At 67.4% G+C, this 22,984-nt stretch carries 24 protein-coding genes; 10 read left to right on the plus strand and 14 right to left on the minus strand.

Annotated elements, in window-relative coordinates:
• Positions 1–19: 19 nt before the first annotated feature.
• The 10 genes from ACFVWL_RS17590 to rpsA form a co-directional block, all read right to left on the minus strand.
• Complete coding sequence (locus ACFVWL_RS17590; RefSeq protein ID WP_387185554.1) at positions 20–811, minus strand: GNAT family N-acetyltransferase; 792 nt, start codon at positions 809–811, stop codon at positions 20–22.
• A 12-nt stretch (positions 812–823) separates the two neighbouring features.
• Entirely contained in the window at positions 824–2,041 is a 1,218-nt protein-coding gene (locus tag ACFVWL_RS17595) for an MFS transporter (RefSeq protein ID WP_387185557.1), read from the minus strand.
• Positions 2,038–2,637: a dephospho-CoA kinase gene (gene coaE, locus ACFVWL_RS17600; RefSeq protein ID WP_387185560.1), complete on the minus strand. Its 600-nt coding sequence runs from the start codon at positions 2,635–2,637 to the stop codon at positions 2,038–2,040. The genes ACFVWL_RS17595 and coaE overlap by 4 nt, the downstream gene beginning before the upstream one ends.
• A 32-nt stretch (positions 2,638–2,669) precedes the next feature.
• A complete protein-coding gene (locus tag ACFVWL_RS17605) occupies positions 2,670–3,248 on the minus strand; it encodes a CoA-binding protein (protein ID WP_387185563.1) in 579 nt (192 codons plus the stop codon).
• On the minus strand, positions 3,245–4,549 hold the full coding sequence (locus ACFVWL_RS17610; RefSeq protein WP_387185566.1) for an O-acetylhomoserine aminocarboxypropyltransferase/cysteine synthase family protein: 1,305 nt from the start codon (positions 4,547–4,549) through the stop codon (positions 3,245–3,247). The genes ACFVWL_RS17605 and ACFVWL_RS17610 overlap by 4 nt, the downstream gene beginning before the upstream one ends.
• Positions 4,550–4,556: 7 nt before the next feature.
• Complete coding sequence (acs, locus tag ACFVWL_RS17615) at positions 4,557–6,572, minus strand: acetate--CoA ligase (protein ID WP_387185569.1); 2,016 nt, start codon at positions 6,570–6,572, stop codon at positions 4,557–4,559.
• Positions 6,563–7,423, minus strand: coding sequence for an ABC transporter permease (locus ACFVWL_RS17620; protein ID WP_387185571.1), 861 nt, complete (start codon positions 7,421–7,423; stop codon positions 6,563–6,565). Before ACFVWL_RS17620 ends, acs begins: the two co-directional genes overlap by 10 nt.
• A complete protein-coding gene (locus ACFVWL_RS17625) occupies positions 7,420–8,460 on the minus strand; it encodes an aliphatic sulfonate ABC transporter substrate-binding protein (RefSeq protein ID WP_387185574.1) in 1,041 nt (346 codons plus the stop codon). The genes ACFVWL_RS17620 and ACFVWL_RS17625 overlap by 4 nt, the downstream gene beginning before the upstream one ends.
• Positions 8,457–9,305: an ABC transporter ATP-binding protein gene (locus ACFVWL_RS17630; protein ID WP_387185577.1), complete on the minus strand. Its 849-nt coding sequence runs from the start codon at positions 9,303–9,305 to the stop codon at positions 8,457–8,459. Before ACFVWL_RS17630 ends, ACFVWL_RS17625 begins: the two co-directional genes overlap by 4 nt.
• A 142-nt stretch (positions 9,306–9,447) precedes the next feature.
• Complete coding sequence (gene rpsA, locus ACFVWL_RS17635) at positions 9,448–10,902, minus strand: 30S ribosomal protein S1 (protein WP_105671380.1); 1,455 nt, start codon at positions 10,900–10,902, stop codon at positions 9,448–9,450.
• A gap of 293 nt (positions 10,903–11,195) precedes the next feature.
• Here rpsA and ACFVWL_RS17640 point away from each other — a divergent pair, with 293 nt between their 5' ends.
• Positions 11,196–11,696, plus strand: a complete 501-nt coding sequence (locus tag ACFVWL_RS17640) for a hypothetical protein (RefSeq protein WP_387185580.1) — start codon at positions 11,196–11,198, stop codon at positions 11,694–11,696.
• Between the two features lie 11 nt (positions 11,697–11,707).
• On the plus strand, positions 11,708–12,499 hold the full coding sequence (locus ACFVWL_RS17645; RefSeq protein ID WP_387185582.1) for a hypothetical protein: 792 nt from the start codon (positions 11,708–11,710) through the stop codon (positions 12,497–12,499).
• 18 nt (positions 12,500–12,517) lie between these two features.
• On the opposite strand, the gene ACFVWL_RS17650 is transcribed toward ACFVWL_RS17645, so the two are convergent.
• Positions 12,518–13,243, minus strand: a complete 726-nt coding sequence (locus ACFVWL_RS17650) for a hypothetical protein (RefSeq protein WP_387185585.1) — start codon at positions 13,241–13,243, stop codon at positions 12,518–12,520.
• Between the two features lie 89 nt (positions 13,244–13,332).
• Between ACFVWL_RS17650 and ACFVWL_RS17655 the strand changes: the two genes are divergently transcribed.
• Positions 13,333–14,271, plus strand: coding sequence for a 5'-3' exonuclease H3TH domain-containing protein (locus tag ACFVWL_RS17655; RefSeq protein WP_387185587.1), 939 nt, complete (start codon positions 13,333–13,335; stop codon positions 14,269–14,271).
• Positions 14,272–14,291: 20 nt separating this feature from the next.
• Here the strand turns inward: ACFVWL_RS17655 and ACFVWL_RS17660 are convergent, their stop codons facing one another.
• Together ACFVWL_RS17660 and trpD are read right to left on the minus strand one after the other, a co-directional pair.
• Entirely contained in the window at positions 14,292–15,278 is a 987-nt protein-coding gene (locus ACFVWL_RS17660; protein WP_387185590.1) for a PHP domain-containing protein, read from the minus strand.
• Between the two features lie 2 nt (positions 15,279–15,280).
• Positions 15,281–16,351 (minus strand): anthranilate phosphoribosyltransferase, encoded by a 1,071-nt coding sequence (gene trpD, locus ACFVWL_RS17665; RefSeq protein WP_387185592.1) that lies wholly within the window; start codon positions 16,349–16,351, stop codon positions 15,281–15,283.
• Between the two features lie 288 nt (positions 16,352–16,639).
• On the opposite strand from trpD, the gene ACFVWL_RS17670 reads away from it, so the two are divergent.
• The 7 genes from ACFVWL_RS17670 (at position 16,640) to ACFVWL_RS17700 (ending at position 22,477) form a co-directional block, all read left to right on the plus strand.
• Positions 16,640–17,197 carry a heme-copper oxidase subunit III gene (locus ACFVWL_RS17670; protein WP_205828862.1) on the plus strand — a complete coding sequence of 186 codons (558 nt, stop codon included), beginning with the start codon at positions 16,640–16,642 and terminating at the stop codon, positions 17,195–17,197.
• A 20-nt stretch (positions 17,198–17,217) separates the two neighbouring features.
• On the plus strand, positions 17,218–18,021 hold the full coding sequence (locus tag ACFVWL_RS17675; RefSeq protein ID WP_387185595.1) for a c-type cytochrome: 804 nt from the start codon (positions 17,218–17,220) through the stop codon (positions 18,019–18,021).
• Positions 18,022–18,057: 36 nt separating this feature from the next.
• The gene (locus tag ACFVWL_RS17680; RefSeq protein WP_387185597.1) at positions 18,058–19,134 is read left to right on the plus strand and encodes a ubiquinol-cytochrome c reductase iron-sulfur subunit; all 1,077 of its coding nucleotides are present in this window, start codon (positions 18,058–18,060) and stop codon (positions 19,132–19,134) included.
• A complete protein-coding gene (locus ACFVWL_RS17685) occupies positions 19,131–20,942 on the plus strand; it encodes a cytochrome bc complex cytochrome b subunit (protein ID WP_387185599.1) in 1,812 nt (603 codons plus the stop codon). Before ACFVWL_RS17680 ends, ACFVWL_RS17685 begins: the two co-directional genes overlap by 4 nt.
• Before the next feature lie 80 nt (positions 20,943–21,022).
• The gene (locus tag ACFVWL_RS17690) at positions 21,023–21,427 is read left to right on the plus strand and encodes a RidA family protein (RefSeq protein WP_387185602.1); all 405 of its coding nucleotides are present in this window, start codon (positions 21,023–21,025) and stop codon (positions 21,425–21,427) included.
• A gap of 2 nt (positions 21,428–21,429) precedes the next feature.
• The gene (locus tag ACFVWL_RS17695) at positions 21,430–21,945 is read left to right on the plus strand and encodes a GNAT family N-acetyltransferase (protein WP_387185604.1); all 516 of its coding nucleotides are present in this window, start codon (positions 21,430–21,432) and stop codon (positions 21,943–21,945) included.
• 112 nt (positions 21,946–22,057) lie between these two features.
• Positions 22,058–22,477, plus strand: coding sequence for a rhodanese-like domain-containing protein (locus ACFVWL_RS17700; RefSeq protein ID WP_387185607.1), 420 nt, complete (start codon positions 22,058–22,060; stop codon positions 22,475–22,477).
• 69 nt (positions 22,478–22,546) lie between these two features.
• On the opposite strand, the gene ACFVWL_RS17705 is transcribed toward ACFVWL_RS17700, so the two are convergent.
• Positions 22,547–22,981, minus strand: coding sequence for a cytochrome c oxidase subunit 4 (locus tag ACFVWL_RS17705; protein WP_387185609.1), 435 nt, complete (start codon positions 22,979–22,981; stop codon positions 22,547–22,549).
• Positions 22,982–22,984 lie beyond the last annotated feature (3 nt).

The following is a 22,984-nucleotide window of genomic DNA, read 5'->3' on the forward strand; positions in this document are numbered from 1 at the left end:
CGAGGCCGTCGCACGGGGATCAGCCCGCTGGTCGAGTCCAGACGTAGGGTGTCGTCGTCGACACCTTCAGGAGTCCCGACCGTTCCAGGATCGGGCGCGAGAACTCGGTGGAGTCCGACTGGAGATACCGGATGCCGTGGGCGAGCGCCGACCGCGCCCGTTCCGCCGTGAGTGCGCGGTAGATCCCCCGGCCGCGCCACTGCGGCAGGGTGGCGCCACCCCAGAGCCCGGCGAACTCCGTCCCCGCCACCGGTTGGAGACGCCCTGCACTGATCACCAAATCGTCGACGACGGCGATCCACAGCTCGGTCGAGGGATCTTCGCGCAGGCGCACCACGAGGTCCCCCGCCCTCGAGCGCCAGTCGGGATCATCGAACACGAGCCCCTGCATCTCGCCCGCCGCGAACACCTCGTCGTCGGTGCGGCTCCGCCTGATCGTCACCTGCACGGGGATGTCGACCTGCTGCGCGAGGAGGCGCGCCTCCCCGATCATGATCGACTCCGGATCCTCCGGCACGAAACCGCGGTCGACGAGAGCATCATGCAGGCCGGGCGCCCGGTCGTGCCCACGGGTCTTCCACTCGACCTCAGCGATGTCAGGGAGGCTGAGGAAATGATCGGCTGCGGCATCCACCAGCAGCGCGACGTCATCCGCATCCACGTCACCGAGCTCCGCGTACGTCACGAAGCCGCGTCCCCCGGCGAACGTCGCCAGCAGGAGTGGTCCGTGCACGGCTGTGCTCGAAGCACCGGCGATCTCCGCGGCGGTGCGGAGCTGGCTGTCATACGCGTCGAGAAACTGCTGCTGCATGATGAGATCCTCTCAGGAAGACGGTCGACCGCTCGGAGCCCCGCGGAGCGCAGAGACGGCGGCCACGGCGGCGGCCGCACACATCGCGACGATGACGGCGACGAACCACTCCCAGCTCCCACCCCCGAACACCAGGCCGAGCATCCACCCGAACAGGCTCGATCCCGCGTAGTAGGCGAAGTAGTACAGCGATGAGGCTTGTGCCCTGCTCGCGGGACCGGCGGCGACAGGCGTCCACCCGGAGGCCACGGCATGGGCTCCGAAGAACCCGGCGGTGAAGAGCACCAGCCCCAGCAGCACGACCGCAGCCACCGGGACCAGCAGCAGGGCGGCGCCCGCGGCCATCACGCCGATCGACACGAGCAGCACCGGGAATCGTCCGACCCGCGAGGCGAGCGAGCCGGCCCACGGCGAGGAGAGCGTGCCTGCCAGATAGGCCAGGAAGAGCAGCGTCACCAGCCAGGTGGGCAGAGCGAACGGCTCAGCCGAGAGGTGGAAGCCGAGGTAGTTGTACACCGCGACGAAGGCGCCCATCAGAAGAAAACCCTGCGCGTACAGCGCCCACTGCAGCGGTGAGCGCAACGGCGCGCGCAACTTCTCCAGGATGCCCGGCCCGCGATCCTGGCGCAGACGTCCGGGAACGAACCCTCTGGCACGGGGAGTGAGGCAGAGGAACAGCACAGCCGCCACCGCGCACATCACCGCGACGGAGAGGATGCCGGAACGCCATCCGCCGACTTCCCCGACGATGCCCGACGCGATGCGGCCGAGCAGCCCACCGACAGTGGTTCCGGCGATGTAACTCCCCGCAGCCGCGGCCGCATGTCGCGCCTCGACCTCCTCGCTCAGGTACGCGAGTGCCACTGCGGGGACGGCCCCCAGCGCCACCCCCTCCGCGAATCGCAGGGCGAGGAGCATGGCGATCTCCCCGCTCAGCGGCGCGGAGAGACCGAACACCGTGGCCGTGAGAACGCCCGTGGCCATCGCCGGCACGCGACCGATGCGATCGGCCACCATCGACCACGGGATGACCGCCAACGCGAGGCCGAGGGTCGCCGCCGACACGCTCAGCGCGGCTGTGGCCGGGGTGACCAAGAGATCGGCGGAGATCTGCGGCAGCACGGCCTGCGCGGAGTAGAGCTGCGCGAACGTCGCGATACCCGCGAAGAACAGTCCGACGATGAGACGCCGGTACTCGCGCGAGCCCGGTGCGTGACCGGCGAAGGTCACTGTGCGCTGATCCGCTCCCAGAGAGCATCCGTCTGCTCGAGTGTGCGCTCCAGGGTGTCGGACGTGTCGATCACGACATCGGCGATGGCGAGTCGGCGCTCATCGGAGACCTGGGCATCGATCCGGTCCTGCGCCGCGCGCTCCGCCATGCCGCGCAGTTCGACGAGCCGCTGCCGGCGCACGTCGGCCGGCGCGTGCGCGACGACGATGAGATCCCACGGGTCATCCACCCGCGCCTCGACCAGAAGCGGCACGTCGTAGACGATGACGGCGTCAGGGTCGTCGCGGAGGGCCCCGTCGAATCGTCGCTGCGATTCCTCGCGCACAGCGGGGTGGACGATCGCGTTCAGCTGGGTGAGGAGGTCGGGGTCGCCGAAGACCTTCGCCCCCAGCGCCGCCCTGTCGAGGGAGCCGTCCGGCGCGATGACGTCGGCGCCGAAGGTCTGCGCGATCCGCCCGAGGACCGGAGAGCCGGGCGACTGCACGTCGCGCACGATCTGATCGGCATCGACGATGATGGCGCCGTGCTCCGCCAGACGCCGGGCGATGGTCGACTTCCCGGAGGCGATGCCGCCGGTGAGCGCGATGAGGGGCATGCCGCCAGTCTAGGCTTCGCCGCGGGGGCTGCTCATCTCGCGAGCAGCTGGCGCCGTGAGCTGATCACCCCCGTGTCGAAGCCCGCCAGGTGCAGTCCGCCGTGGAATCGGGCGTGTTCGATCTTGATGCAGCGGTCCATGACGACCCCCAGCCCCGCACCCTCCGCGATGGCCGCCGCATCCTCGTTCCACGACCCCAGCTGCAGCCACAGGGTCTGGGCTCCCACCTCGACCGCCTCCTGTGCGACGCCGGAAAGGTCGTCATGACGACGGAACACGTCCACGATGTCGGGCACCACGGGCAGATCGCTCAGCGTCGCGTAGACGGGTCGTCCGAGGATCTCGGTCTCGCGCGGGTTCACCAGATACACGTCGTAGGCCGTGCTGGAGAGCAGGTACGTCGCCACGAAGTACGACGCGCGTGCCGGGTTGTTCGAGGCCCCGACGATCGCGATCGATGTGGCGCGTCGCAGCAGGCCGAAGCGCTCCTGCGGGCTCGGCCCGATCCAGGTCCGTCCCGGCAGGCTCGGTGTCGCACCGGGCAGGGCGCAGGCCGCAACATCCGTCACTGCGGGCAGCGCGCATGCATCGCCCGAGGTTGTCGCGCTCATCGGTTCACTCCTGTCGCGGTGGTGAGGGCCTGGTCGAGGTCCCAGATGATGTCGTCGGCGTCTTCCAGGCCGACCGAGATGCGGATCAGGTCCGGGCGCACGCCCGCGGCGACGAGCTGGTCCCCGGTGAGCTGACGGTGCGTCGTCGATGCCGGATGGATGACGAGAGTGCGGGCGTCGCCGATGTTCGCGAGGTGCGAGGCCAGCTGCAGGTTCTCGATCAGGGTTTCGCCCGCCGCGCGACCGTCTTGCGCGGCGACGCCGAACGCGAAGACCGAACCCGGGCCGAGCGGTAGGTACTTGGCCGCGCGCTCATGATGCGGGTGCCCTTCGAGTCCGGCCCAGGTGACATACGCCACTCGCGGGTCGGAGGCCAGCCAGTCGGCGACCGTGCGGGCGTTCGCGAGGTGGGCGTCGATGCGCTGCGGAAGGGTCTCGATGCCCTGGAGCAGATTGAACGCCGACTGCGGGCTGAGTGCGGGGCCGATGTCGCGCAGCTGCTCGGACCGGAGCTTTGTGAGGAAGCCGTACTCGCCGAAGTTGTCCCACCACTTGATGCCGCCGTACGAGTCGACGGGTTCCGTCATCTGCGGGAACTTGCCGTTCCCCCAGTCGAACGTGCCCTTCTCGATGACGATGCCGCCCAGTGTCGTTCCGTGCCCGCCGAGGAACTTCGTCACGGAGTGGATCACGATGTCGGCGCCGTGCTCGAGCGGACGTGCAAGGTATGGGGTCGCCAGCGTCGCGTCGACCACGAGCGGCACACCGGCGGCGTGGGCGACCGCGGCCAGTCCCTCGACGTCGGCGATCTCGCCCGAGGGATTGCCGATCATCTCGACGTAGACGACCTTCGTCTCCGGACGGATCGCGGCGGCGAAGTCTTCGGGGTCGGTCGAGGCCACGAAAGTCGTCTCCACGCCGAAGCGGCGCAGCGTCACATCCAACTGCGTGACGGTGCCGCCGTACAGCTGCGCGGCGGCCACGACATGATCGCCCGCGCCGACGAGAGCCGCGAACGTGATGAACTCCGCACTCATTCCCGAGGCGGTCGCGACAGCGCCGATGCCGCCTTCGAGGGAAGCCAGGCGCTCCTCGAGAGCAGCGACCGTGGGATTCCCGATCCGTGAGTAGATGTTGCCGTACTTCTGCAGCGCGAAGAGGTTGCCCGCATCCGCCGCATCGTCGAACACGAACGACGTCGTCTGATAGATCGGCACCGCTCTGGCGCCGGTAGAGGCGTCAGGGGTTCCGCCGGCGTGGAGTGCCCTGGTGCGAAACCCGAAGCGGTGTTCTTCCGTCATGGTGTCCTCAGTTCAGCGATGGCGAGAGTTCAGCGGTGGCGAGCACGTCGGCGATGTCTTCGACGGCCCAGGGGTTCTGCAGCGAGGTGGTGTCCCCGAGCTGCGGGGGTTCGCGACCGGCCCGGCGATCCTGCTCGCCTTCCCACAACTGCGCCAGGAGTCGGCGCATGATCTTGCCCGACCGGGTCTTGGGAAGATCGGGCACGACCACGATGTGCTTCGGCTTGGCGACGGGGCCGATCGCCTGTGCGACCTGAGCGCGCAGGTCGGCCGGAGCCACGTCGGCGAGGCCGGACGGCGTCACGAAGGCCACGACGGCCTGACCGGTCACGGGATCGGACACCCCGGCCGAGCCCGCCTCACCGACCGTCTCATGCGCGACGAGAGCCGACTCGATCTCGATCGTGGAGAGTCGGTGGCCGGAGACGTTGACGACGTCGTCGAGGCGACCGAGGATCCAGATGTAACCGTCGGCGTCCCTGGTCGCGCCGTCCCCGGCGACATAGAAGCCGCCGAACTCGCCGTGCCCGGCATACGTCGACCAGTACGCATCGCGGTATCGCTCCGGATCACCCCAGACGGTGCGGGCCATACCGGGCCACGGCCGGCGGATGACGAGCGTTCCCGAGCGGCCGGGTTCGACCTCGTCTCCGTCCGCGTCGACCACCGCGGCGTCGATCCCCGGCAGCGGGACGGACGCCGAGCCCGGCTTGAGGGGTGTGACACCGGGCAGCGGAGCGATCATCGCGGCGCCGGTCTCGGACTGCCACCACGTATCGATCACCGGAAGCTCGTCGCGGCCGAAGTTCCGCCGGAACCACACCCAGGCCTCGGGGTTGATCGCCTCACCGACGGTACCGAGCAGCCGAAGCGTCGAGAGGTCATGGCCGGCCGGCAGCGCAGCGCCGAACCACGTCATGAACGTGCGGATCAGCGTGGGCGCCGTGTAGTAGACGGTCACCCCATAGCGCTCGATGATCTCGAGATGCCGCTCTCTGTGGGGCGAATCCGGCGTCCCCTCGTAGATGACCTGCGTGAGGCCGTTCGACAGCGGACCGTAGATCTCGTAGGTATGCGCTGTCACCCAGGCGAGGTCTGCCGTGCACCAGTGCACGTCGTCGGGCTTCGCGTCGAAGTGCGCCCAGTGCGCCCAGCTCGCCTGTGTGAGATAGCCGCCCGAGGTGTGCACGAGTCCCTTCGGCTTCCCGGTGGTGCCCGACGTGTAGATGATGAAGAGCGGATGCTCGGCCTCGAACGGCAGTGCATCGTGGACGGATGACGCCGTGTCGACGACGTCGTGCCACCAGACATCACGCCCCTCGGTCCACGGGACGTCCTGGCCGGTGCGACGGAGCACGAGCACGTGCTCGAGATCGCGGAGGCCGGCAGCGGCGCCATCGGCCGTCGACTTGACCTCGGTGGCGGTGCCGCGACGGTACTGGCCGTCGCTCGTCACCAGCAGCTTCGCGCCGGTGTCCTCGAGACGGAAGCGCACGGCCTCCGCCGAGAATCCGCCGAACACGAGCGAGTGCACCGCGCCGATCCGCGCGCAGGCGAGCGTGATCACGATCGTCTCCACGAGCACGGGCAGGTAGATCACGACGCGGTCTCCCGGCTCGATGCCGAGCGCGGTGAGGGCGTTGGCGGCCCGCGCGACCCGCTGCTGCAGATCGGAGTAGGTGACCGCGATCCGGTCCCCCGGCTCCCCCTCGAAGTGCAGGGCCACCTTGTCTCCACGACCGGCCTCGACGTGCCGGTCGACGCAGTTGACGGCCACGTTGAGAGTGCCGCCGATGAACCAGCGCGCCGCCGGGACCGCGTCCCCGCTCGGAGGCTCCCACTCGTGCGCGGTGTGCCAGGGCTCCGACCAGTCGAGGCGACGGGCGGCATCTTGCCAGAAGGCGACGGGATCCACCGCGGCGCGTGCATACGCCTCCCCGGTGACGTTCGGGTGCGGGAAGCCGCTCGACGGTTCGTAGATGCGCGTCTCCTGCAACCGTGCCTCCGTCACGCTCACACCCATCGCCTCAGAAGGTACTTCTCCACCAGGACGAGGACGCCGTTGGTGAGGGTGCCGAGCAGCGCCAGCAGCACGATGGAGAGCAGGATGCGGTCGACCCGCCCGCTGTTCTGGGAGTCGGTGAGCAGGAAGCCGAGCCCCATGGATGAGGCGATGAGTTCGGCGGCGACCAGGAACAGCCAGGCCTGTGCCAGCGCGAGCCGGAGTCCGGAGATGACGGACGGCACGACCGCGGGCAGCTGCACGATGCGGAACAGCGACCATCCGCGCAGGCTGAACGAGCGTCCGGCTTCGACGAGATGCGGATCGACGTGCCGAAGAGCCGAGGCGACCGTCGTGTAGACGGGGAAGAACGCCCCGATCGCGATCAGCGTGACCTTGGACTCCTCGCCGATCTGCATCCAGAGGATCAGGAGCGGCACCCAGGCGAGCGACGGCACGGCGCGGACGGCGGCGAGCGTCGGGCTGAGCAGCACGTCGCCCAGGCGGGACAGTCCCACCACGCCGGCTGCGGCGAGCCCGATGATGGAGCCGATCGCGAATCCGAGCAGCACGCGCTGCACGGAGATGGCGATGTGCGTCCAGAGCTGCCCGTTCTCCGCCAGCTCGACGCCCGCCTGGAAGACCGACGCCGGCGTGGGAAGACGGTACGGCGGGACCAGTCCGTTCGTCGTGACGACCTGCCACACGATCAGGATGATCGCGGGAAGAAGAAGTCCCGCGACGATCCGAACGACCGGTCGATCCCACATGCGCCGGGCTGCGGCATCCGGGCGCCGGAGCTCGCCCTTGGCGAAGTCGAGCGCGTCCCGCGAATCCGCGGGGACGGTCACTCGCTGGTCGAGATCACTCACTCGCCGCCGACCGCCTTCTCGGCGAAGGTCGCGTTCACGATCGAGGAGAGCGCCTTCTCGACGGAGTCCTCACCGCCTTGCACATCGCCGGACTCCACGAGCACGGGGGCGATCTTCTCGAGCACGGCGATCTGGTCGTCGCCGGGGATGCCGCTCACGTCGAGGTTCGAGCGCTCCTGGATCACCGTGGTGGCGACGCCGATGTCGATGCCCGCCACCTCGGCGAGAAGAGCTGCCGTCTCGTCGGGGTTCTCCAGCGCCCACTCCCGTGCCTGCTCATAGGCGTCGACGACGGCCTGTGCGAGGTCGGGGTGGTTCGTGATGAAGTCCTCGGTCGCGTTGAGGAAGCCGTAGGTGTTGAAGTCGACGTTGCGGTAGATGAGCTTGTCGCCCGATTCCGCCTCGGCCGCCGCCATGATCGGGTCGAGGCCCGACCACGCGTCGACCGAACCACCGTCGAGAGCCGCACGGCCGTCGGCGTGCTGCAGGTTCTGCACCTCGACGTCCGACAGCGACAGACCGCCCTCCTCGAGCGCCTGCAGCAGGAAGAAGTACGGATCGGTGCCCTTGGTCGCCGCGACGGAGGCACCTTTGAGGTCTTCGATCGACGAGATGTCACTGTCGGGCCCGACGACGATCGCCGCCCATTCGGGCTGCGAGAAGATGTCGATGACCTGGATGGGCGAGCCGTTCGCACGCGCCAGGAGGGCTGCGGATCCCGCCGTCGACCCGACGTCGACCGACCCGGAGCGCAGCAGCTCGTTCGCCTTGTTGGAACCGGCGGACTGCACCCACTCGACGGTGACGTCGTCACCGAGGATGTCTTCGAGGATGCCCTGGTCGCGGATCACGAGGCTCAGCGGGTTGTAGGTCGCGAAGTCGATCGACAACGTGTCGGACGACCACTCGGTCGTCTCCGACGTGGGCTTCGCGTCGGTGGCCGCCGCGTTCTCTCCGGCGACGCAGCCCGTGGCGACGAGCATCATCGTCCCGGCGATCGCGATCGCGGGGATGATTCGGCGGGTGGTGATGCTCATCGGGTCTCCTCGGGGGTGCGGTGGTGGGTGTCGACGCCGAGACCTTCGAGCAGGTCGGCGCGCAGGTCGGCGAGACCACGATCGGCGCGGTCTCGGGGACGGAGGCCCGGCACGGAGATCGTGCGGGCGATGGAGGACTCGTCGACGCCGGGCTCCGACAGCGTGCGGAGCAGCAGGACGCGGTCGGCGAGGTAGAGGGCCTCTTCGACGTCGTGGGTGACGAGGAGCACCGTGGTCGGCTCCGCGGCATGGATCTTCAGCAGCAGATCGTGCATGCGCAGGCGCGTGAGGGCGTCGAGCGCTCCGAAGGGCTCGTCGAGCAGGAGCACACCGGGGTTCCGGGCGAGAGCTCTGGCGAGGGATGCGCGCTGTGCCATGCCACCGGACACCTCGCGGGGACGCTGATCAGCCGCGTGGTCGAGGCCGACCAGGTGCAGCAGTTCCCGCACGCGTTCGCGTCCGGCGCGGCGAGCGGTGCCCCGCGGCAGCCCGAGTTCGACGTTCTGGGCGATCGTGCGCCATGGGAGCAGCCGGGGCTCCTGGAATGCGACGGCCGTGCGCTCGTCGACGTCGGCGACAGCCGTGTCATCGAGACGGATGGTGCCTTTCGTCGGCGCGTCCAGACCGCCGACGAGGCGCAGCAGGGTCGACTTTCCGCACCCGGACGGCCCCACCACAGCCACGATCTCGCCCGCTGCGATGTCGACGTCCACCCCGCGCAGCACATCTCGGCGTCCGTTCGGCAGCGGGAAGGATCGGTCGATGCCGTCGAGCCGCACCGCCTGTGCGGTTCCCGCCGCCGTCGACGCGTCGGTGGTGCGCGGCGCGGGCAGGAGGGTCGTCATACGCCCATGCTGGCCGAGCGGATCGACTGTTACGAATACGGTCGTAATGTGGCGTCACGCGCGCGAATCCGCGGTCCGGACATGCGAAACGGGCCGCCACCCCCGCCCGAAGGCGAGGTGACGACCCGTTCCAGAATGCTGCCTAAGCGTTGCCGCCCGAGAGCTTCTCGCGCAGAGCCGCAAGAGCCTCGTCGTCCGCGAGGGTGCCGGCGCCGGCGACCTCGCTGGTGAAGGACTGGCCACCGAAGTCTTCTCCGGCAGCAGCCTCGGCCTCGGCCGCCTTGACGACCTGAGCCTTGTGCGCCTCCCAGCGAGCCTGGGCTGCAGCGTACTCCTGCTCCCATGCCTCGCGCTGGGCGTCGAAGCCTTCCTTCCATGCACCGGTCTCGGCGTCGAAGCCCTCCGGGTACTTGTACTCGCCGTTCTCGTCGTACTCGGCGAGCATGCCGTACAGAGCCGGGTCGAACTCGGTGCCGTTGGGGTCGACCGACTCGTTGGCCTGCTTCAGCGACAGCGAGATGCGACGACGCTCGAGGTCGATGTCGATGACCTTGACGAAGACCTCTTCGCCGACCGACACGACCTGCTCGGCCAGCTCGACGTGCTTGCTGGAGAGCTCGGAGATGTGGACGAGGCCCTCGATGCCGTCTGCGACGCGGACGAACGCACCGAACGGAACGAGCTTGGTGACCTTACCCGGCGTGACCTGACCGATCGCGTGGGTACGGGCGAAGACCTGCCACGGGTCCTCCTGCGTCGCCTTCAGCGACAGGGAGACGCGCTCGCGGTCGAGGTCGACCTCGAGGATCTCGACGGTGACCTCCTGGCCAACCTCGACGACCTCGGAGGCGTGCTCGATGTGCTTCCAGGACAGCTCGGAGACGTGCACGAGGCCGTCCACGCCACCCAGGTCGACGAACGCACCGAAGTTGACGATCGACGAGACGACACCCTTGCGGACCTGACCCTTGTGCAGGTTGTTCAGGAACGTGGTGCGCGACTCCGACTGCGTCTGCTCGAGCAGCGCGCGGCGGCTCAGGACGACGTTGTTGCGGTTCTTGTCGAGCTCGAGGATCTTCGCCTCGATCTCCTGGCCGAGGTACGGCGTGAGGTCGCGGACGCGACGCAGCTCGATGAGCGACGCCGGCAGGAAGCCACGGAGGCCGATGTCGACGATGAGTCCACCCTTGACGACCTCGATGACCGTACCGGTGACGACGCCGTCGTTCTCCTTGATCTTCTCGACGTCTCCCCAGGCACGCTCGTACTGTGCGCGCTTCTTGGAGAGGATCAGACGGCCTTCCTTGTCCTCCTTCTGGAGAACGAGGGCCTCGACCAGATCGCCGACAGCGACGACCTCGTTGGGGTCGACGTCGTGCTTGATCGAGAGCTCGCGCGAGGGGATGACACCCTCGGTCTTGTAGCCGACATCGAGGAGGACCTCATCGCGGTCGATCTTGACGATCGTGCCTTCGATGATGTCGCCGTCGTTGAAGAACTTCAGGGTCTTCTCGACCGCGGCCAGGAAGTCCTCAGCAGATCCGATGTCGTTGATGGCGACCTGCTTGGTGGCCGGGGCGGTCGTTGCGGTAGTCATGTAGTGGGTTGTCCTTGTTGAATGGAGACTCGGGCTGCAAGGCAACGGCCGCGCACGGCCGACTGCATGCTTCACAGCAGTTGGATTTTGGTTTTCTCGTCACGAGGGCACGCGCATGCACGCCACGAGTGACGGTTAAGGCTATCAGAAGTTCGGATACTGCAGGAGTCGGATTCAGCGGAGCACCGAGCTGTGGATAACTCCGGCGGCTCCCGGGCACTCCGGGCTACCGTGACGGAGTGATCTCGCCGACTCGTCTCCCTGCCTCATCCCGTCGCTTCGGCGCCCTCACGATGGCAGCCGTCGTCGTGATGCTCGCGGGCTGCACGCCGACCCCCGCACCGACGCCCACCCCGACCGCGGCCTTCGCCTCCGAGGAAGAAGCCTTCGCCGCCGCAGAAGAGACGTACCGGGCCTATACCGACGCACTGAACGCGGTGGATCCGACGAACCCTGAGACGTTTGAAAGCACTTATGCATTCTCAAGCGGAGGGGTCCAGAAGGCTGACCGAGAGAACTTCTCGATGATGCACGCCGAGGGGTACTCGATCGACGGTAGTGCGGTGGTGACTCGGTTCGTTGGGCAAACGACGAAGGAATCATCTGAACTGGTAACCGCAATCGTTTGTGTCGACGTGAGTAGTGTCACAGTTCTCGACGCAAGCGGCACCTCCGTTGTCAATCCCGACCGCCCTGACGTCTATGAGATCGAGACGACGTTTCGATGGGATGGTGTCCGTCTTCGCGTGGACGAAGTAGAGCGTGTCGAAGGCGATACATGCTCCGGCCACTAAGCACTCTCTGCGTGAGCCTTGTGCTATTCACCACGACGAGTTCCGGTACCAGCGATGGCGGAAGTGACCTACTCACCGGTACAGACGGCCAGACCGTCGTCATCACCGGAACACAGACCCAGCCTTCCTCCGGCGGCCCACGCAACGACGCCCCGCGCCGAGACACCCCCTCTTCCCCCTCCGGACCCGCCTTCCCCGTGCACGAGTTCGACTTCGATTCGTGTCTCGACGACTGGAACAGCTCCCGAAGCTGCTTTCGCGCCGCGGTCGACGAGGAACCGACGCCAGCGCCGCCACCGGGGACGGACGACCCCGTGGCTCCGGCGATCACGATCGATGACCTCGCGCAGTTCGCGCCGGATCCGGTCGCGAACGTGGGCGAGCCCGACAATGTCGGCGTGGCCGGGATGCCGACGAACTTCGTCGCAGCGGCATCCGTGCATACGCGCTCGGAAACCCTCTTCGGCGCACCGCTCAGCGTGCGCTTCACGCCTGTCGGCTACAAGTTCGTGCACGGCGACGGCACGACCGCGACCTCGAGCACCGGCGGACAGACCTGGTCGACACTCGGCCAGGCCCCGTTCACACCGACCCCGACGAGCCATGTGTACCGGGAGCGCGGCACGTACCAGGCGCACGTCACCGTCCGCTATGCCGCGGAGGTCGACCTCGGCGGCGGCTGGTTCCCGATCGCCGGCGAGCTCACGATCCCCGGCCCCGCTCGGGAGATACGCGTCTTCGAGGCTCACACGGCGCTCGTGGCCTTCACCTGCGAGCAGCGGCCATCGGCGCCGGGCTGCTGAGCGACGCCTGCGGAGGAGCTACCGCAGGACGGTCACGATGACCGGGGCGCCATCCGCATCGGTGTAGCCGTCGAGCGTCAGCTTCACGTCCTCATCGACTCCCTCCGCGGGCACGAAGGTGATCTGCGGAACCAGGTCCATCGTGCAGACCCCGTCCGTGTTCGTTTCCAGCCGCACGACCCCCTCCGTCGCGCTGACGGCCTCGAACGTTCCGGATGTCGGCATGCACGTCGACGACCCCCAGGTGAGGATCGCGAGTTCGCGGTCGTCGATCCATGCCGCCGCGGGAGTCTGCGCCGACATCCGATCGGCAGGGATGATCTCTCCGTCGTCGAGTCCGGGCAGCGTGAGCTCGCTCTTCTCGCCTCCGGCGTCGGTCACCGTCAGCTCGACCGGGCGCGACGAGTCGAACGCCGCCGGCAGCCCGACGTAGGTCCCGTGCGCCGTCTGCACTGCCGCACACACCTCGTCCTGCCCGGCGACGAGCACGATCTCGAGAGACTGCTCCCCCGCGACGATGTCCCCGATCTGCGGCGCGCAGGCATCGCCCCAGGTCTTCACCACCAACGACGTCGCATCGAGCCACGCCGCCGTCGGAGCGTCGGTGGCATCGGACGCGTTCGGATCGGACGTCGATTCCGGTACCGGCGACGTTCCTGCCGACATGGCGCATCCGGTCAGCGCCGTGACGAGCACCACCCCGCCCAGGAGGACGGACGAGAACATGCGAAGAGGAGCGTTCATGCCCGTGAGTGTCGCAACCCGGCGGATCGTCTCAGCACCCGACTGAGACTCGCCGGCCGGCGTCGCATGCCCATGCCAGACTGTCGTTCGTGACCGATCGCCTCATGCTGCTCGACACTGCCAGCCTCTACTTCCGCGCCTTCTACGGCGTCCCCGACAAGGTGACGGCGCCCGACGGCTCCCCGATCAACGCGGCGCGCGGTCTACTCGACATCATCGCCAAGCTCGTCACCCTCTATGAGCCCACGCACGTGATCGCGTGCTGGGACGACGACTGGCGCCCGCAGTGGCGCGTCGACCTCATCCCGAGCTACAAGACGCATCGCGTGGTCGAGGTCATCGCGAGCGGACCCGACATCGAGGAGGTCCCCGACCCCCTCGAAGCGCAGATCCCGCTCATCCGGGAGACTCTCGCCGCGATCGGGATCCCGATCATCGGAGTGGCGGAGCACGAGGCCGACGACGTCATCGGCACGCTTGCGACCGATGCGACGATGCCGGTCGACATCGTCACGGGAGACCGCGACCTGTTCCAGCTCGTCGACGACGCCCGCGACGTGCGCGTGATCTACACCGCACGCGGCATGAGCAACCTCGAGGTCGTGACCGATGCGACGGTGGTGGCGAAGTACGGAGTTCTCCCCTCGCAGTACGCCGACTTCGCCACGATGCGCGGCGATGCTTCCGACGGCCTTCCCGGTGTGGCCGGTGTCGGCGAGAAGACCGCTGCGACGCTGCTGCAGACCCACGCCGATCTCGAGGGGATCCGCGCCGCCGCAGAAGCAGGAGAGGGCATGAGCGCGGGGGTGCGGGCGAAGGTGCTCGCCGCATCCGCCTACCTCGATGTCGCGCCGACCGTGGTCGCGGTCGCCACTTCGCTCCCCATCACCGCTCCCGACATTCCGCTGCGGGTGCTCGACCCCTCCGAAGTGGACGCGGCGACGGCTCTCTCCGAGAGGTGGAACCTCGGCGGCTCCATGACGCGCGCGGTCGCCGCGGTGTCGAAAGCTGCACTCTCGGCCGGCTGACCGGCCAGACGCCGCGGCGTCTACTCGGTCCAGGCGAGCAGTCGGGAGAGCCCCCACGTCGTGACGATCCGCGACGCCGGGATCCCCGCCCACTCCGCACGCTCGGCCCCGTGATCGAGCAGCGAGAGCTGGCCAGGGGCGTGCGCGTCGGAATCGATGGAGAACAGGCATCCTGCCTCGAGAGCGATCGCGATCAGGTCATCCGGCGGATCCTGGCGCTCGGGGCGTGAGTTGATCTCGACGGCCACGCCGTTGTCCGCGCATGCGGCGAAGACCGCTGCCGCATCGAATGCCGACTGCGGACGCGTCCCGCGCTCACCCTGAACGAGTCGACCCGTGCAGTGTCCGAGTACGTTCACCCTCGGGTGCGACACCGCGGCGATCATCCGCGCGGTCATCGGGCGCGAGTCCATGCGCAGCTTCGAATGCACCGACGCGACGACGATGTCGAGTTCGCCCAGCAGGGCATCCTCCTGATCGAGGGCGCCGTCTTCGAGGATGTCGACCTCGATCCCGGCCAGCAGGGTGAAGCCGTCGCCGGACTCCGCACGCACCAACGGCATCTGCTCCCGCAGTCGCTCGGCGGAGAGCCCTCTGGCCACTCGAAGACGCGGCGAGTGATCGGTGATCGCCTGATACTCATGGCCCAGAGCTCGGGCAGCCGCGGCCATGACCGCGATGGGAGTCGTGCCGTCCGACCAGTCGGTGTGCGCGTGCAGGTCGCCACGGAGCTTCGAGCGGAGCTCCGAGACCCGCTCGGGTTCGACGTCGCCTCGCAGCTCGACGAGGTAGTCCGGCACCTGTCCCGCCTGCGCCTGACGGATCACCGTGAACGTCGACTCGCCGATGCCCTTCGCCGCACGCAGTCGCGTGGGATCGACACGGACGTCGTCCGGAAGATCCTGCAGCGTCGCCGCCGCCTGACGAAAGGCCTTCGCTCGGTACCGTGACGCCCGCTCGCGCTCCAGCAGAGAGGCGATCTCCAGCAGCGCGTCGACGGGGTCCACGGTTACTCCTTCGGGGTGGCCAGCTCGCGACTGACCGAGATCCATTGGTCGAGCTTGGCCAGGGCACGACCGTCGTCCACGGCCGCCGACGCCTTGTCGTATCCTGCGCGCAGACGTTCCAGGATCGGACGCTGCACCTGGGTGGCATCCTGGGAGAGCTCGAACGCGACGATGCCCGCCGCGGCGTTGAGCAGCACGATGTCCCGCACGGCTCCGGTCTCCCCCGCCAGCGTGCGCCGAAGCACCTCCGCATTGTGCTGCGGCGATCCGCCGATCAGGTCGGCGAGGTCGGCGATCGGGATGTCGAGGTCACGGGGGTCGAGGTCATGCTCGTGGATGTCCCCTCTAGTGACTTCCCAGATGCGACTGTGCCCGGTCGTGGTGAGTTCGTCGAGTCCGTCATCGCCACGGAAGACCAGTGCCGTCGCACCGCGGGTCCGGAACACACCGGTGATGAGCGGAACGCGCTCGATCTGCGCGACGCCGACCGCGTTGGCCTCGGCCCTGGCGGGGTTGCACAGCGGTCCGAGCATGTTGAAGACGGTGGGAACCCCGAGTTCGGCGCGGACGGGACCCGCATGCTTGAAGCCGGGGTGGAAGGCGCCGGCCCATGCGAACGTGATGCCGGTGCGGTCGAGGATGGACGCGACGGCTGCGGGGTCGAGCGACAGCTCGAGGCCGAGTGCTCCGAGGACGTCGGAGGAGCCGGAGGCAGAGCTCGCCGCCCGGTTGCCGTGCTTGACGACGGGGACTCCCGTGGCGCCGATGATGATCGCCGCCGTGGTCGAGACGTTCACCGTGCCGACGCGGTCTCCACCTGTTCCCACGATGTCGAGCACATCAGGCGAGACGGGGAGGGGAACGGCGGCCTCGAGGATCGCATCCCGGAAGCCGACGATCTCGTCGATCGTCTCTCCCTTGGCCCGGAGCGCGACGAGGAAACCGGCCAGCTGCGCCTCGGTGACGCTCCCCTGCATGATCTGCCGCATGGCCCATGTCGACTCCCAGACGCTGAGATCGCGACGCTCCAGCAGAGAGGTGAGCACGTCGGACCAGGTCAGGGAATCAGCCATGTGTGCGATCCTATCGGCGCGGAGAAAACATGCAGATGCTTCCGAACACACGTGCACTTCGCCCCCACCCCTTGTTTCCCGCGGATTCACCGGGTATTCGCAGTGTTTTCTTAGGGTCCCCTAAGTCACCGACCGGCAATCTGAGGGTCGTCGGTGCAAGAATCACGCCCGCGGATCGGCCATAATGGAGGGGTGACGACCTCAGCGACGTATGCCCCGGCGGCGAGAACGATTAAGCGGCCCAACCCGGTAGCTGTCGGCACCATTGTGTGGCTCGGCAGTGAGGTGATGTTCTTCGCGGGACTCTTCGCGATCTACTTCACCCTCCGCAGCACCTCTCCGGAGCTGTGGGCAGACCGGACCGAGCTGCTGAACGTCCCGTTCGCCGCAGTGAACACTGCGATCCTCGTGCTCTCCTCGTTCACGTGCCAGATGGGCGTGTTCGCGGCGGAGGACCTGCAGCCCTACAAGATCGGCAAGGGACAGAAGAACGGCGCAGGACGCCGTCGTCTGTTCGGCTGGGGAATGGTCGAGTGGTTCTTCCTCACCTTCGCCCTCGGCGCGATCTTCGTCTCGGGTCAGGTCTGGGAGTACGCACAGCTCGTCGCTGAAGGCATGCCGATCAACGCCGACTCCTACGCTTCCGCCTTCTACCTGACGACCGGCTTCCACGCCCTTCACGTCACGGGTGGCCTGGTCGCGTTCCTGCTCGTCATCGGCCGCGCATACGCCGTCAAGAACTTCCGGCACAAGGAGGCGACTTCCTCGATCGTGGTGTCCTACTACTGGCACTTCGTCGACGTCGTCTGGATCGTGCTGTTCCTCGTTATCTACTTCCTGAAATAAGAGCGGAGCTGATCCCCGAGATGGCACGAGAGAAGAAGCGCCGTTCCAGCGGTCGTCGCAGCCCTTTGGCGGCGGCCGCGCTCATCGGAGCAGGCCTCATGATCACCGGCGCTGTGTACGCCGGAGCGTCCGCCGCGTTCGCTGCGTCCGACACCCAGTCGGCTGCGACCTCGCAGCTGACCGTCGAAGACGGCAAGAAGCTGTTCACGGCCAACTGCGCCACCTGCCACGGCCTCGACCTGCAGGGAACCGCGAACGGCCCCAGCCTCTACGGCGTGGGCGAGCTGGCGACCGAGTTCCAGCTGTCGACCGGCCGCATGCCGCTGCAGATGCAGGGACCGCAGGCGCCGCAGAAGGCACCGCAGTTCACCGAGGACCAGATCCTCGCGATCTCGTCGTTCGTGCAGTCAGAGGCCCCCGGCCCGACCTTCCCGTCGGACCACATCCTCGACGGCAAGGGCGATGTGTCCAACGGTGCGGAGCTGTTCCGCGTCAACTGCGCGATGTGCCACAACGTAGCCGCCGCAGGTGGAGCGCTCACCGAGGGCAAGTACGCCCCGGGGCTCGGCGAGACCAGTGCGCTGCACATGTACGCGGCCATGGTCACCGGCCCGCAGAACATGCCGGTCTTCGGCGACATGAACCTGTCCGACGAGGACAAGCGAGACATCATCTCGGCGCTGCTCTTCCAGCAGCAGTCCGTGCAGATCGGCGGATTCTCGCTGGGCTCGCTCGGACCGGTCTCCGAGGGCCTGTTCGTGTGGATCTTCGGTATCGGCGCGCTCGTCGCCGTGACCGTATGGATCACAGCGAAGTCCAACTGACGCTTAATCATCGAAGAGGAACGTACGAGGAGCACCATGGCACACGACGACGACTCGCAGGCTCTTGACAGGGCCTACCAGCCCTCTCCGGGGCTGGGTGTCGCAGTCAGCGATCCCGTGCAGAACCCCGGGCTTCCGCCGCATCGCGAGCGGATGACCGACAAGGACCCGCGCGCTGAGAAGGCCGCTGTCCGCACTGTCTACACGCTGTTCTACCTCTCGCTCGCCGGCAGCATCTGGGCGGTCGCCGCCTACATGCTGTTCCCGATCGAGAGCGGCGCGCTCATCGACATCCGACAGAACAACCTCTTCATCGGTCTCGGCATCGCCCTCGCGCTGCTGGCCCTCGGCATCGGTGCGATCCACTGGTCCAAGGCGCTCATGTCCGACAAGGAGTTCATCGAGCACCGTCACCCCACCCGTGGCAAGGACTCCACGCGCGAAGCGGCCATCAAGGCCTTCTCCGACGCGAACGAGGAGTCCGGCTTCGGACGTCGGTCGATGATCCGCAACTCGCTGTTCGCCGCGATCGTCGCCTCGATCATCCCCGGCGTAACGCTCTTCCGTGGCCTGGCGCCGCACTCGACTCCGGACGACCCCACCGCGGGCGACCCGGTCGTGCTGCTCAAGCACACGATGTGGGAAGAGGGCGCACGACTGGTCCGCGACCCCGACGGCACCCCGATCCGCGCCGCCGACGTCACCCTCGGCTCCGCGTTCCACGTGATCCCGGAAGAGCTCGCGACACTCAGCCACCACGACGGCTACCTCGAGGAGAAGGCCAAGGCCATCGTTCTGATGATGCGCCTGCGCCCCGAGCAGCTGATCGAGGCCGAGGACCGCAAGGACTGGTCCTACGACGGCATCGTCGCCTACTCCAAGGTCTGCACGCACGTCGGATGCCCTGTGGCTCTGTACGAGCAGCAGACCCACCACCTGCTGTGCCCGTGCCACCAGTCGCAGTTCGACGTCACGGACCACGCAAAGGTCATCTTCGGCCCGGCGGCACGTCCGCTGCCGCAGCTGCCCATCACCGTCGATGACGAGGGCTACCTGGTCGCACGCAGCGACTTCAAGGAACCCGTCGGCCCGAGCTTCTGGGAGCGCCATTGAGCACCGCAACGCTGTCCAAAGAGGACAAGGACACCAAGGCGCCCCTCGGCGGTCGCTTCGTCGGTGCCGCGTCGAACTACATCGATGAGCGCACCAGCCTCTCCGGCTTCGTCAAGGAGCTCGGACGGAAGATCTTCCCCGACCACTGGTCGTTCATGCTCGGCGAGATCGCGCTGTGGAGCTTCGTGGTCGTGTTCCTCTCCGGAACCTTCCTGACGTTCTTCTTCCAGGCATCCATGGTCGAGACCCACTACACCGGCGCATACGCCCCGATGCGTGGTATCGAGATGTCCGCGGCACTCGAGTCGTCGCTGCACATCTCCTTCGATCTGCGTGGTGGCCTCCTGGTCCGCCAGATCCACCACTGGGCGGCGCTGGTGTTCATCGCCGGCATCGGCGTGCACATGCTCCGCGTGTTCTTCACCGGTGCATTCCGCAAGCCGCGTGAGCTCAACTGGGTGATCGGGTTCATCCTCTTCATCCTCGCGATGGCTGAGGGCTTCACCGGCTACTCGCTTCCCGACGACCTGCTCTCGGGCAACGGTCTGCGCATCATCGACGGCATGATCAAGGGTCTCCCCCTGATCGGCACCTGGACCTCTTTCCTCCTCTTCGGCGGAGAGTTCCCCGGTACCGACATCGTCGGCCGCCTGTACACGCTGCACATCCTGTTGCTGCCGATGCTCGTGATCGCGCTGATCGTGGTGCACCTGATGCTCATGATCATCAACAAGCACACCCAGTTCGCCGGCCCCGGCCGCACGAACGACAACGTCGTCGGCTACCCGATGATGCCGGTGTACATGTCGAAGATGGGCGGCTACCTGTTCATCGTCTTCGGCACCATCGTGCTGATCGCGACCTTCTTCCAGATCAACCCGATCTGGAACTACGGGCCGTACGACCCGTCCCCCGTCTCCGCCGGCACGCAGCCCGACTGGTACATCGGTTTCGCCGACGGTGCCCTGCGTCTGGCACCGTCGAACTGGGACATCGTCTTCCTCGACCACACCTGGTCGTTCGGCATCATCGCGCCGGTCCTGGTTCTCGGTCTCTTCATCGTGGCCGTCGCGATCTACCCCTTCATCGAGGCGTGGGTCACGGGCGACAAGCGCGAGCACCACATCGCTCAGCGTCCGCGCAACGCGGCGACGCGCACGGCGATCGGTGTCGCCGGTGTCATCTTCTACGCGGTCCTGTGGGCTGCGGCATCGTCCGACCTCATCGCGACGCACTTCATGCTCACGATGGAAGGTGTCATCCACACGCTGCAGGCGCTGCTCTTCCTCGGACCGATCCTCGGTTACTTCGTCACCAAGCGCATCTGCATCGCGCTGCAGAAGAAGGACCGCGAGATCGTGCTGCACGGCTTCGAGTCGGGCCGCATCGTCCGGCTCCCGGGCGGCGAGTTCATCGAGGTGCACCAGCCCGTCGACAAGTACGACCGCTGGAAGCTCATCGATGTCGATGCCTACGAGCCCCTCGTGGTGCGTCCGAACGCCAAGGGTCGTATCCCGTGGACGGAGAACCTCCGCTCCTCGATCTCCCGTTGGTTCTTCGAGGACCGCCTCGCACCGCTCACGCAGGCCGAGGTCGAGGCGGCAGACGCTCACCAGCACCACGTCACGGCTCACAACGACGAGACCGAGGCCGCAGAGATCCAGGGCGCCCACGAGCGCGCGGGATTCCCTGATGCCCCGCTCACAGTCGATGAGACCCACGTCGACGAGACGCCGAACACGCCGAGCACGGTCATCGCGACCGAACCGGTGAAGAAGCCTCGCAAGAAGTCGGAGGAGGGCGAGTAGTCGCCATTCCCCCACTGATGAAGGCCTCGTCCATGCGGACGGGGCCTTCATCGTTAGTACCCGAATGAGAGGATCCAACCATGTCATCCGCCGTCCAGCTGATCCGCGCCACGTCCCTCGCCGACGCTCCCTATGCCTATGCCGCGACCGCACCCGCGGGTTCGCGACTCATCTTCCTCGCCGGAGCCTGCCCTCTGAATGACGACGGGACGACCGCGGCACCGGGCGACTACGCGGCGCAGGCTGCCAGATGCGTGGAGACGCTCGAAGAGGCTCTGCACGTCGCCGGCGCGACCTTGACCGACGTCATCAGCACGAGGGTACTGGTGGCCTCCTCCGCTCAGGCAGACCTCGTCACGGCCTGGGATGTCATCCACGCCGCTTTCGGCTCGCACGACGCCCCCAGCACGCTCCTGGGCGTGACTGTCCTCGGCTACGACCACCAACTCGTGGAGATCGAAGCGATCGCCGCCGTCGCCGACTGATCATGGTGACCTCCGTACGTCCGGCCACTCCGGCCGATGATGAGGCGACCGAGCAGATCGAAGTCGCCGCCGACGCTCTGCTCATCGAACGCTTCGGCGCCGTCGATTGGCCTCCCCCGACGCCCCCGCAGGAGCGCTCGTCGGCTCCGGGATTCGTCCTCGTCGCCGAGCACAGCAGCGACGGCGGCACGATCCCGGCCGTCGTCGGATTCGTGCATGTCCTTGAGCTGGAGGGCCACGCTCATCTCGAGCAGCTCTCCGTCCTTCCCGCGTTCGGACGCCGCGGCATCGGCCGTGGACTCGTCGAGGCCGCGCTCGCTGAGGCGCGTCGTCGCGGTCATCCTGAGATCACGCTCCGCACCTATGTCGATGTGCCGTGGAACGCCCCGTTCTACGGCTCGTGCGGCTTCGTGACGAGCGAGCCGGACACACCGCTACTCAAAGGCCTCGTGCACGTCGAAACGGCTCTGGGACTCTTCGAGTACGGCCCCCGCGTGCAGATGACGGCTGTCCTCTGACCGACGTCCAGGCCGGCGATGGGCGTCCGGTGCTTCCGCGTCGACGGCAATCGAACGCTGACCGACAGGAATCCGCTGGGGACGAGACAGCGCCCCGGCCTAGTCTGAGAGCATGATCGATCGCACCGACTTCTACGCGGCCAAGCTGACCTACGAGACGGACCCCAGCGACGTTCACGCCGCGCTCAAGGCCGGCGAGAACATCATCGTCGTCGATGTGCGCTCCGACGAAGCCTGGGCCCAGGGCCGGGTCGCTGGTGCCGTGCACATGCATTACAGCGAGATCGCTTCTCGCGCGCCGTCCGAGGTGCCGGAGAACGCCGACGTCGTCGTCTACTGCTGGAGCCCCGGGTGCAACGCCGGCGCAAAAGGTGCACTCGAGTTCGCCCGCCTCGGATATAGGGTCCGCGAGATGATCGGCGGCTTCGAGTACTGGGTCAGGGAGGGATACGCCGTGGAAGACGCCGACGGCATCCACCATCGTCCCGTGGATCCGCTGACTGGTATCGCACGCATCCGTACACGCGCCTGAGTCCAGCTCGTCAGCACACGAAGAAGGCCCCCGGACGAATCCGGGGGCCTTCTTCAGTGCCGCTGTGTGTCAGCGGGCGAAGTTGCCGCGGTAGTACTCGTACACCCAGCCGACGATCGCGACGACGAAGATCGCGAGGCCGATCGGCAGGAGGAAGTGTCCGACCGCGAGGCCGACGACGAAGACTCCCGCCGAGGCCGCGAGAACGATCGGCCACCAGGACCACGGGCTGAACTCGCCGAGCTCCGGGTCACCGTCATCGATGTCGGAGGTCAGGATGTCTTCCGGCAGCTCGCCCCGCTGCGCCTTGTGCGTGCGATCGAGGTAGAACGCGATCATCGCTGCCATGAAGGCTGCGAAGAACAGAGCGACCGTGCCGACCCACTCGATCCGCATAGCGAAGTTGTCGTTCGGAGTGGCCAGGATGTGCCAGCCGGTGTAGATGACTCCGACGAGGGCGAAGAACGCCGTCAGGATCCACCAGAGAATGACGTTGTCGCGCATGAC

It is taken from the genome of Microbacterium sp. NPDC058269 (genome assembly GCF_042881445.1).
Lineage (GTDB): Bacteria > Actinomycetota > Actinomycetes > Actinomycetales > Microbacteriaceae > Microbacterium.

What these genes read in the sequence shown, in the direction of transcription:
- ACFVWL_RS17700 (WP_387185607.1), top strand. Translation starts at nt 22,058, where the DNA reads ATGATCGATCGCACCGACTTCTACGCGGCCAAGCTGACCTACGAGACG.
- ACFVWL_RS17670 (WP_205828862.1), top strand. Translation starts at nt 16,640, where the DNA reads ATGTTCTTCGCGGGACTCTTCGCGATCTACTTCACCCTCCGCAGCACC.
- ACFVWL_RS17610 (WP_387185566.1), bottom strand. Translation starts at nt 4,549, where the DNA reads ATGACGGAAGAACACCGCTTCGGGTTTCGCACCAGGGCACTCCACGCC.
- rpsA (WP_105671380.1), bottom strand. Translation starts at nt 10,902, where the DNA reads ATGACTACCGCAACGACCGCCCCGGCCACCAAGCAGGTCGCCATCAAC.
- ACFVWL_RS17680 (WP_387185597.1), top strand. Translation starts at nt 18,058, where the DNA reads ATGGCACACGACGACGACTCGCAGGCTCTTGACAGGGCCTACCAGCCC.
- ACFVWL_RS17690 (WP_387185602.1), top strand. Translation starts at nt 21,023, where the DNA reads ATGTCATCCGCCGTCCAGCTGATCCGCGCCACGTCCCTCGCCGACGCT.
- acs (WP_387185569.1), bottom strand. Translation starts at nt 6,572, where the DNA reads ATGGGTGTGAGCGTGACGGAGGCACGGTTGCAGGAGACGCGCATCTAC.
- ACFVWL_RS17675 (WP_387185595.1), top strand. Translation starts at nt 17,218, where the DNA reads ATGGCACGAGAGAAGAAGCGCCGTTCCAGCGGTCGTCGCAGCCCTTTG.
- ACFVWL_RS17605 (WP_387185563.1), bottom strand. Translation starts at nt 3,248, where the DNA reads ATGAGCGCGACAACCTCGGGCGATGCATGCGCGCTGCCCGCAGTGACG.
- ACFVWL_RS17590 (WP_387185554.1), bottom strand. Translation starts at nt 811, where the DNA reads ATGCAGCAGCAGTTTCTCGACGCGTATGACAGCCAGCTCCGCACCGCC.
- coaE (WP_387185560.1), bottom strand. Translation starts at nt 2,637, where the DNA reads ATGCCCCTCATCGCGCTCACCGGCGGCATCGCCTCCGGGAAGTCGACC.
- ACFVWL_RS17625 (WP_387185574.1), bottom strand. Translation starts at nt 8,460, where the DNA reads ATGAGCATCACCACCCGCCGAATCATCCCCGCGATCGCGATCGCCGGG.
- ACFVWL_RS17630 (WP_387185577.1), bottom strand. Translation starts at nt 9,305, where the DNA reads ATGACGACCCTCCTGCCCGCGCCGCGCACCACCGACGCGTCGACGGCG.
- trpD (WP_387185592.1), bottom strand. Translation starts at nt 16,351, where the DNA reads ATGGCTGATTCCCTGACCTGGTCCGACGTGCTCACCTCTCTGCTGGAG.
- ACFVWL_RS17650 (WP_387185585.1), bottom strand. Translation starts at nt 13,243, where the DNA reads ATGAACGCTCCTCTTCGCATGTTCTCGTCCGTCCTCCTGGGCGGGGTG.
- ACFVWL_RS17695 (WP_387185604.1), top strand. Translation starts at nt 21,430, where the DNA reads ATGGTGACCTCCGTACGTCCGGCCACTCCGGCCGATGATGAGGCGACC.
- ACFVWL_RS17705 (WP_387185609.1), bottom strand. Translation starts at nt 22,981, where the DNA reads ATGCGCGACAACGTCATTCTCTGGTGGATCCTGACGGCGTTCTTCGCC.
- ACFVWL_RS17640 (WP_387185580.1), top strand. Translation starts at nt 11,196, where the DNA reads ATGGCAGCCGTCGTCGTGATGCTCGCGGGCTGCACGCCGACCCCCGCA.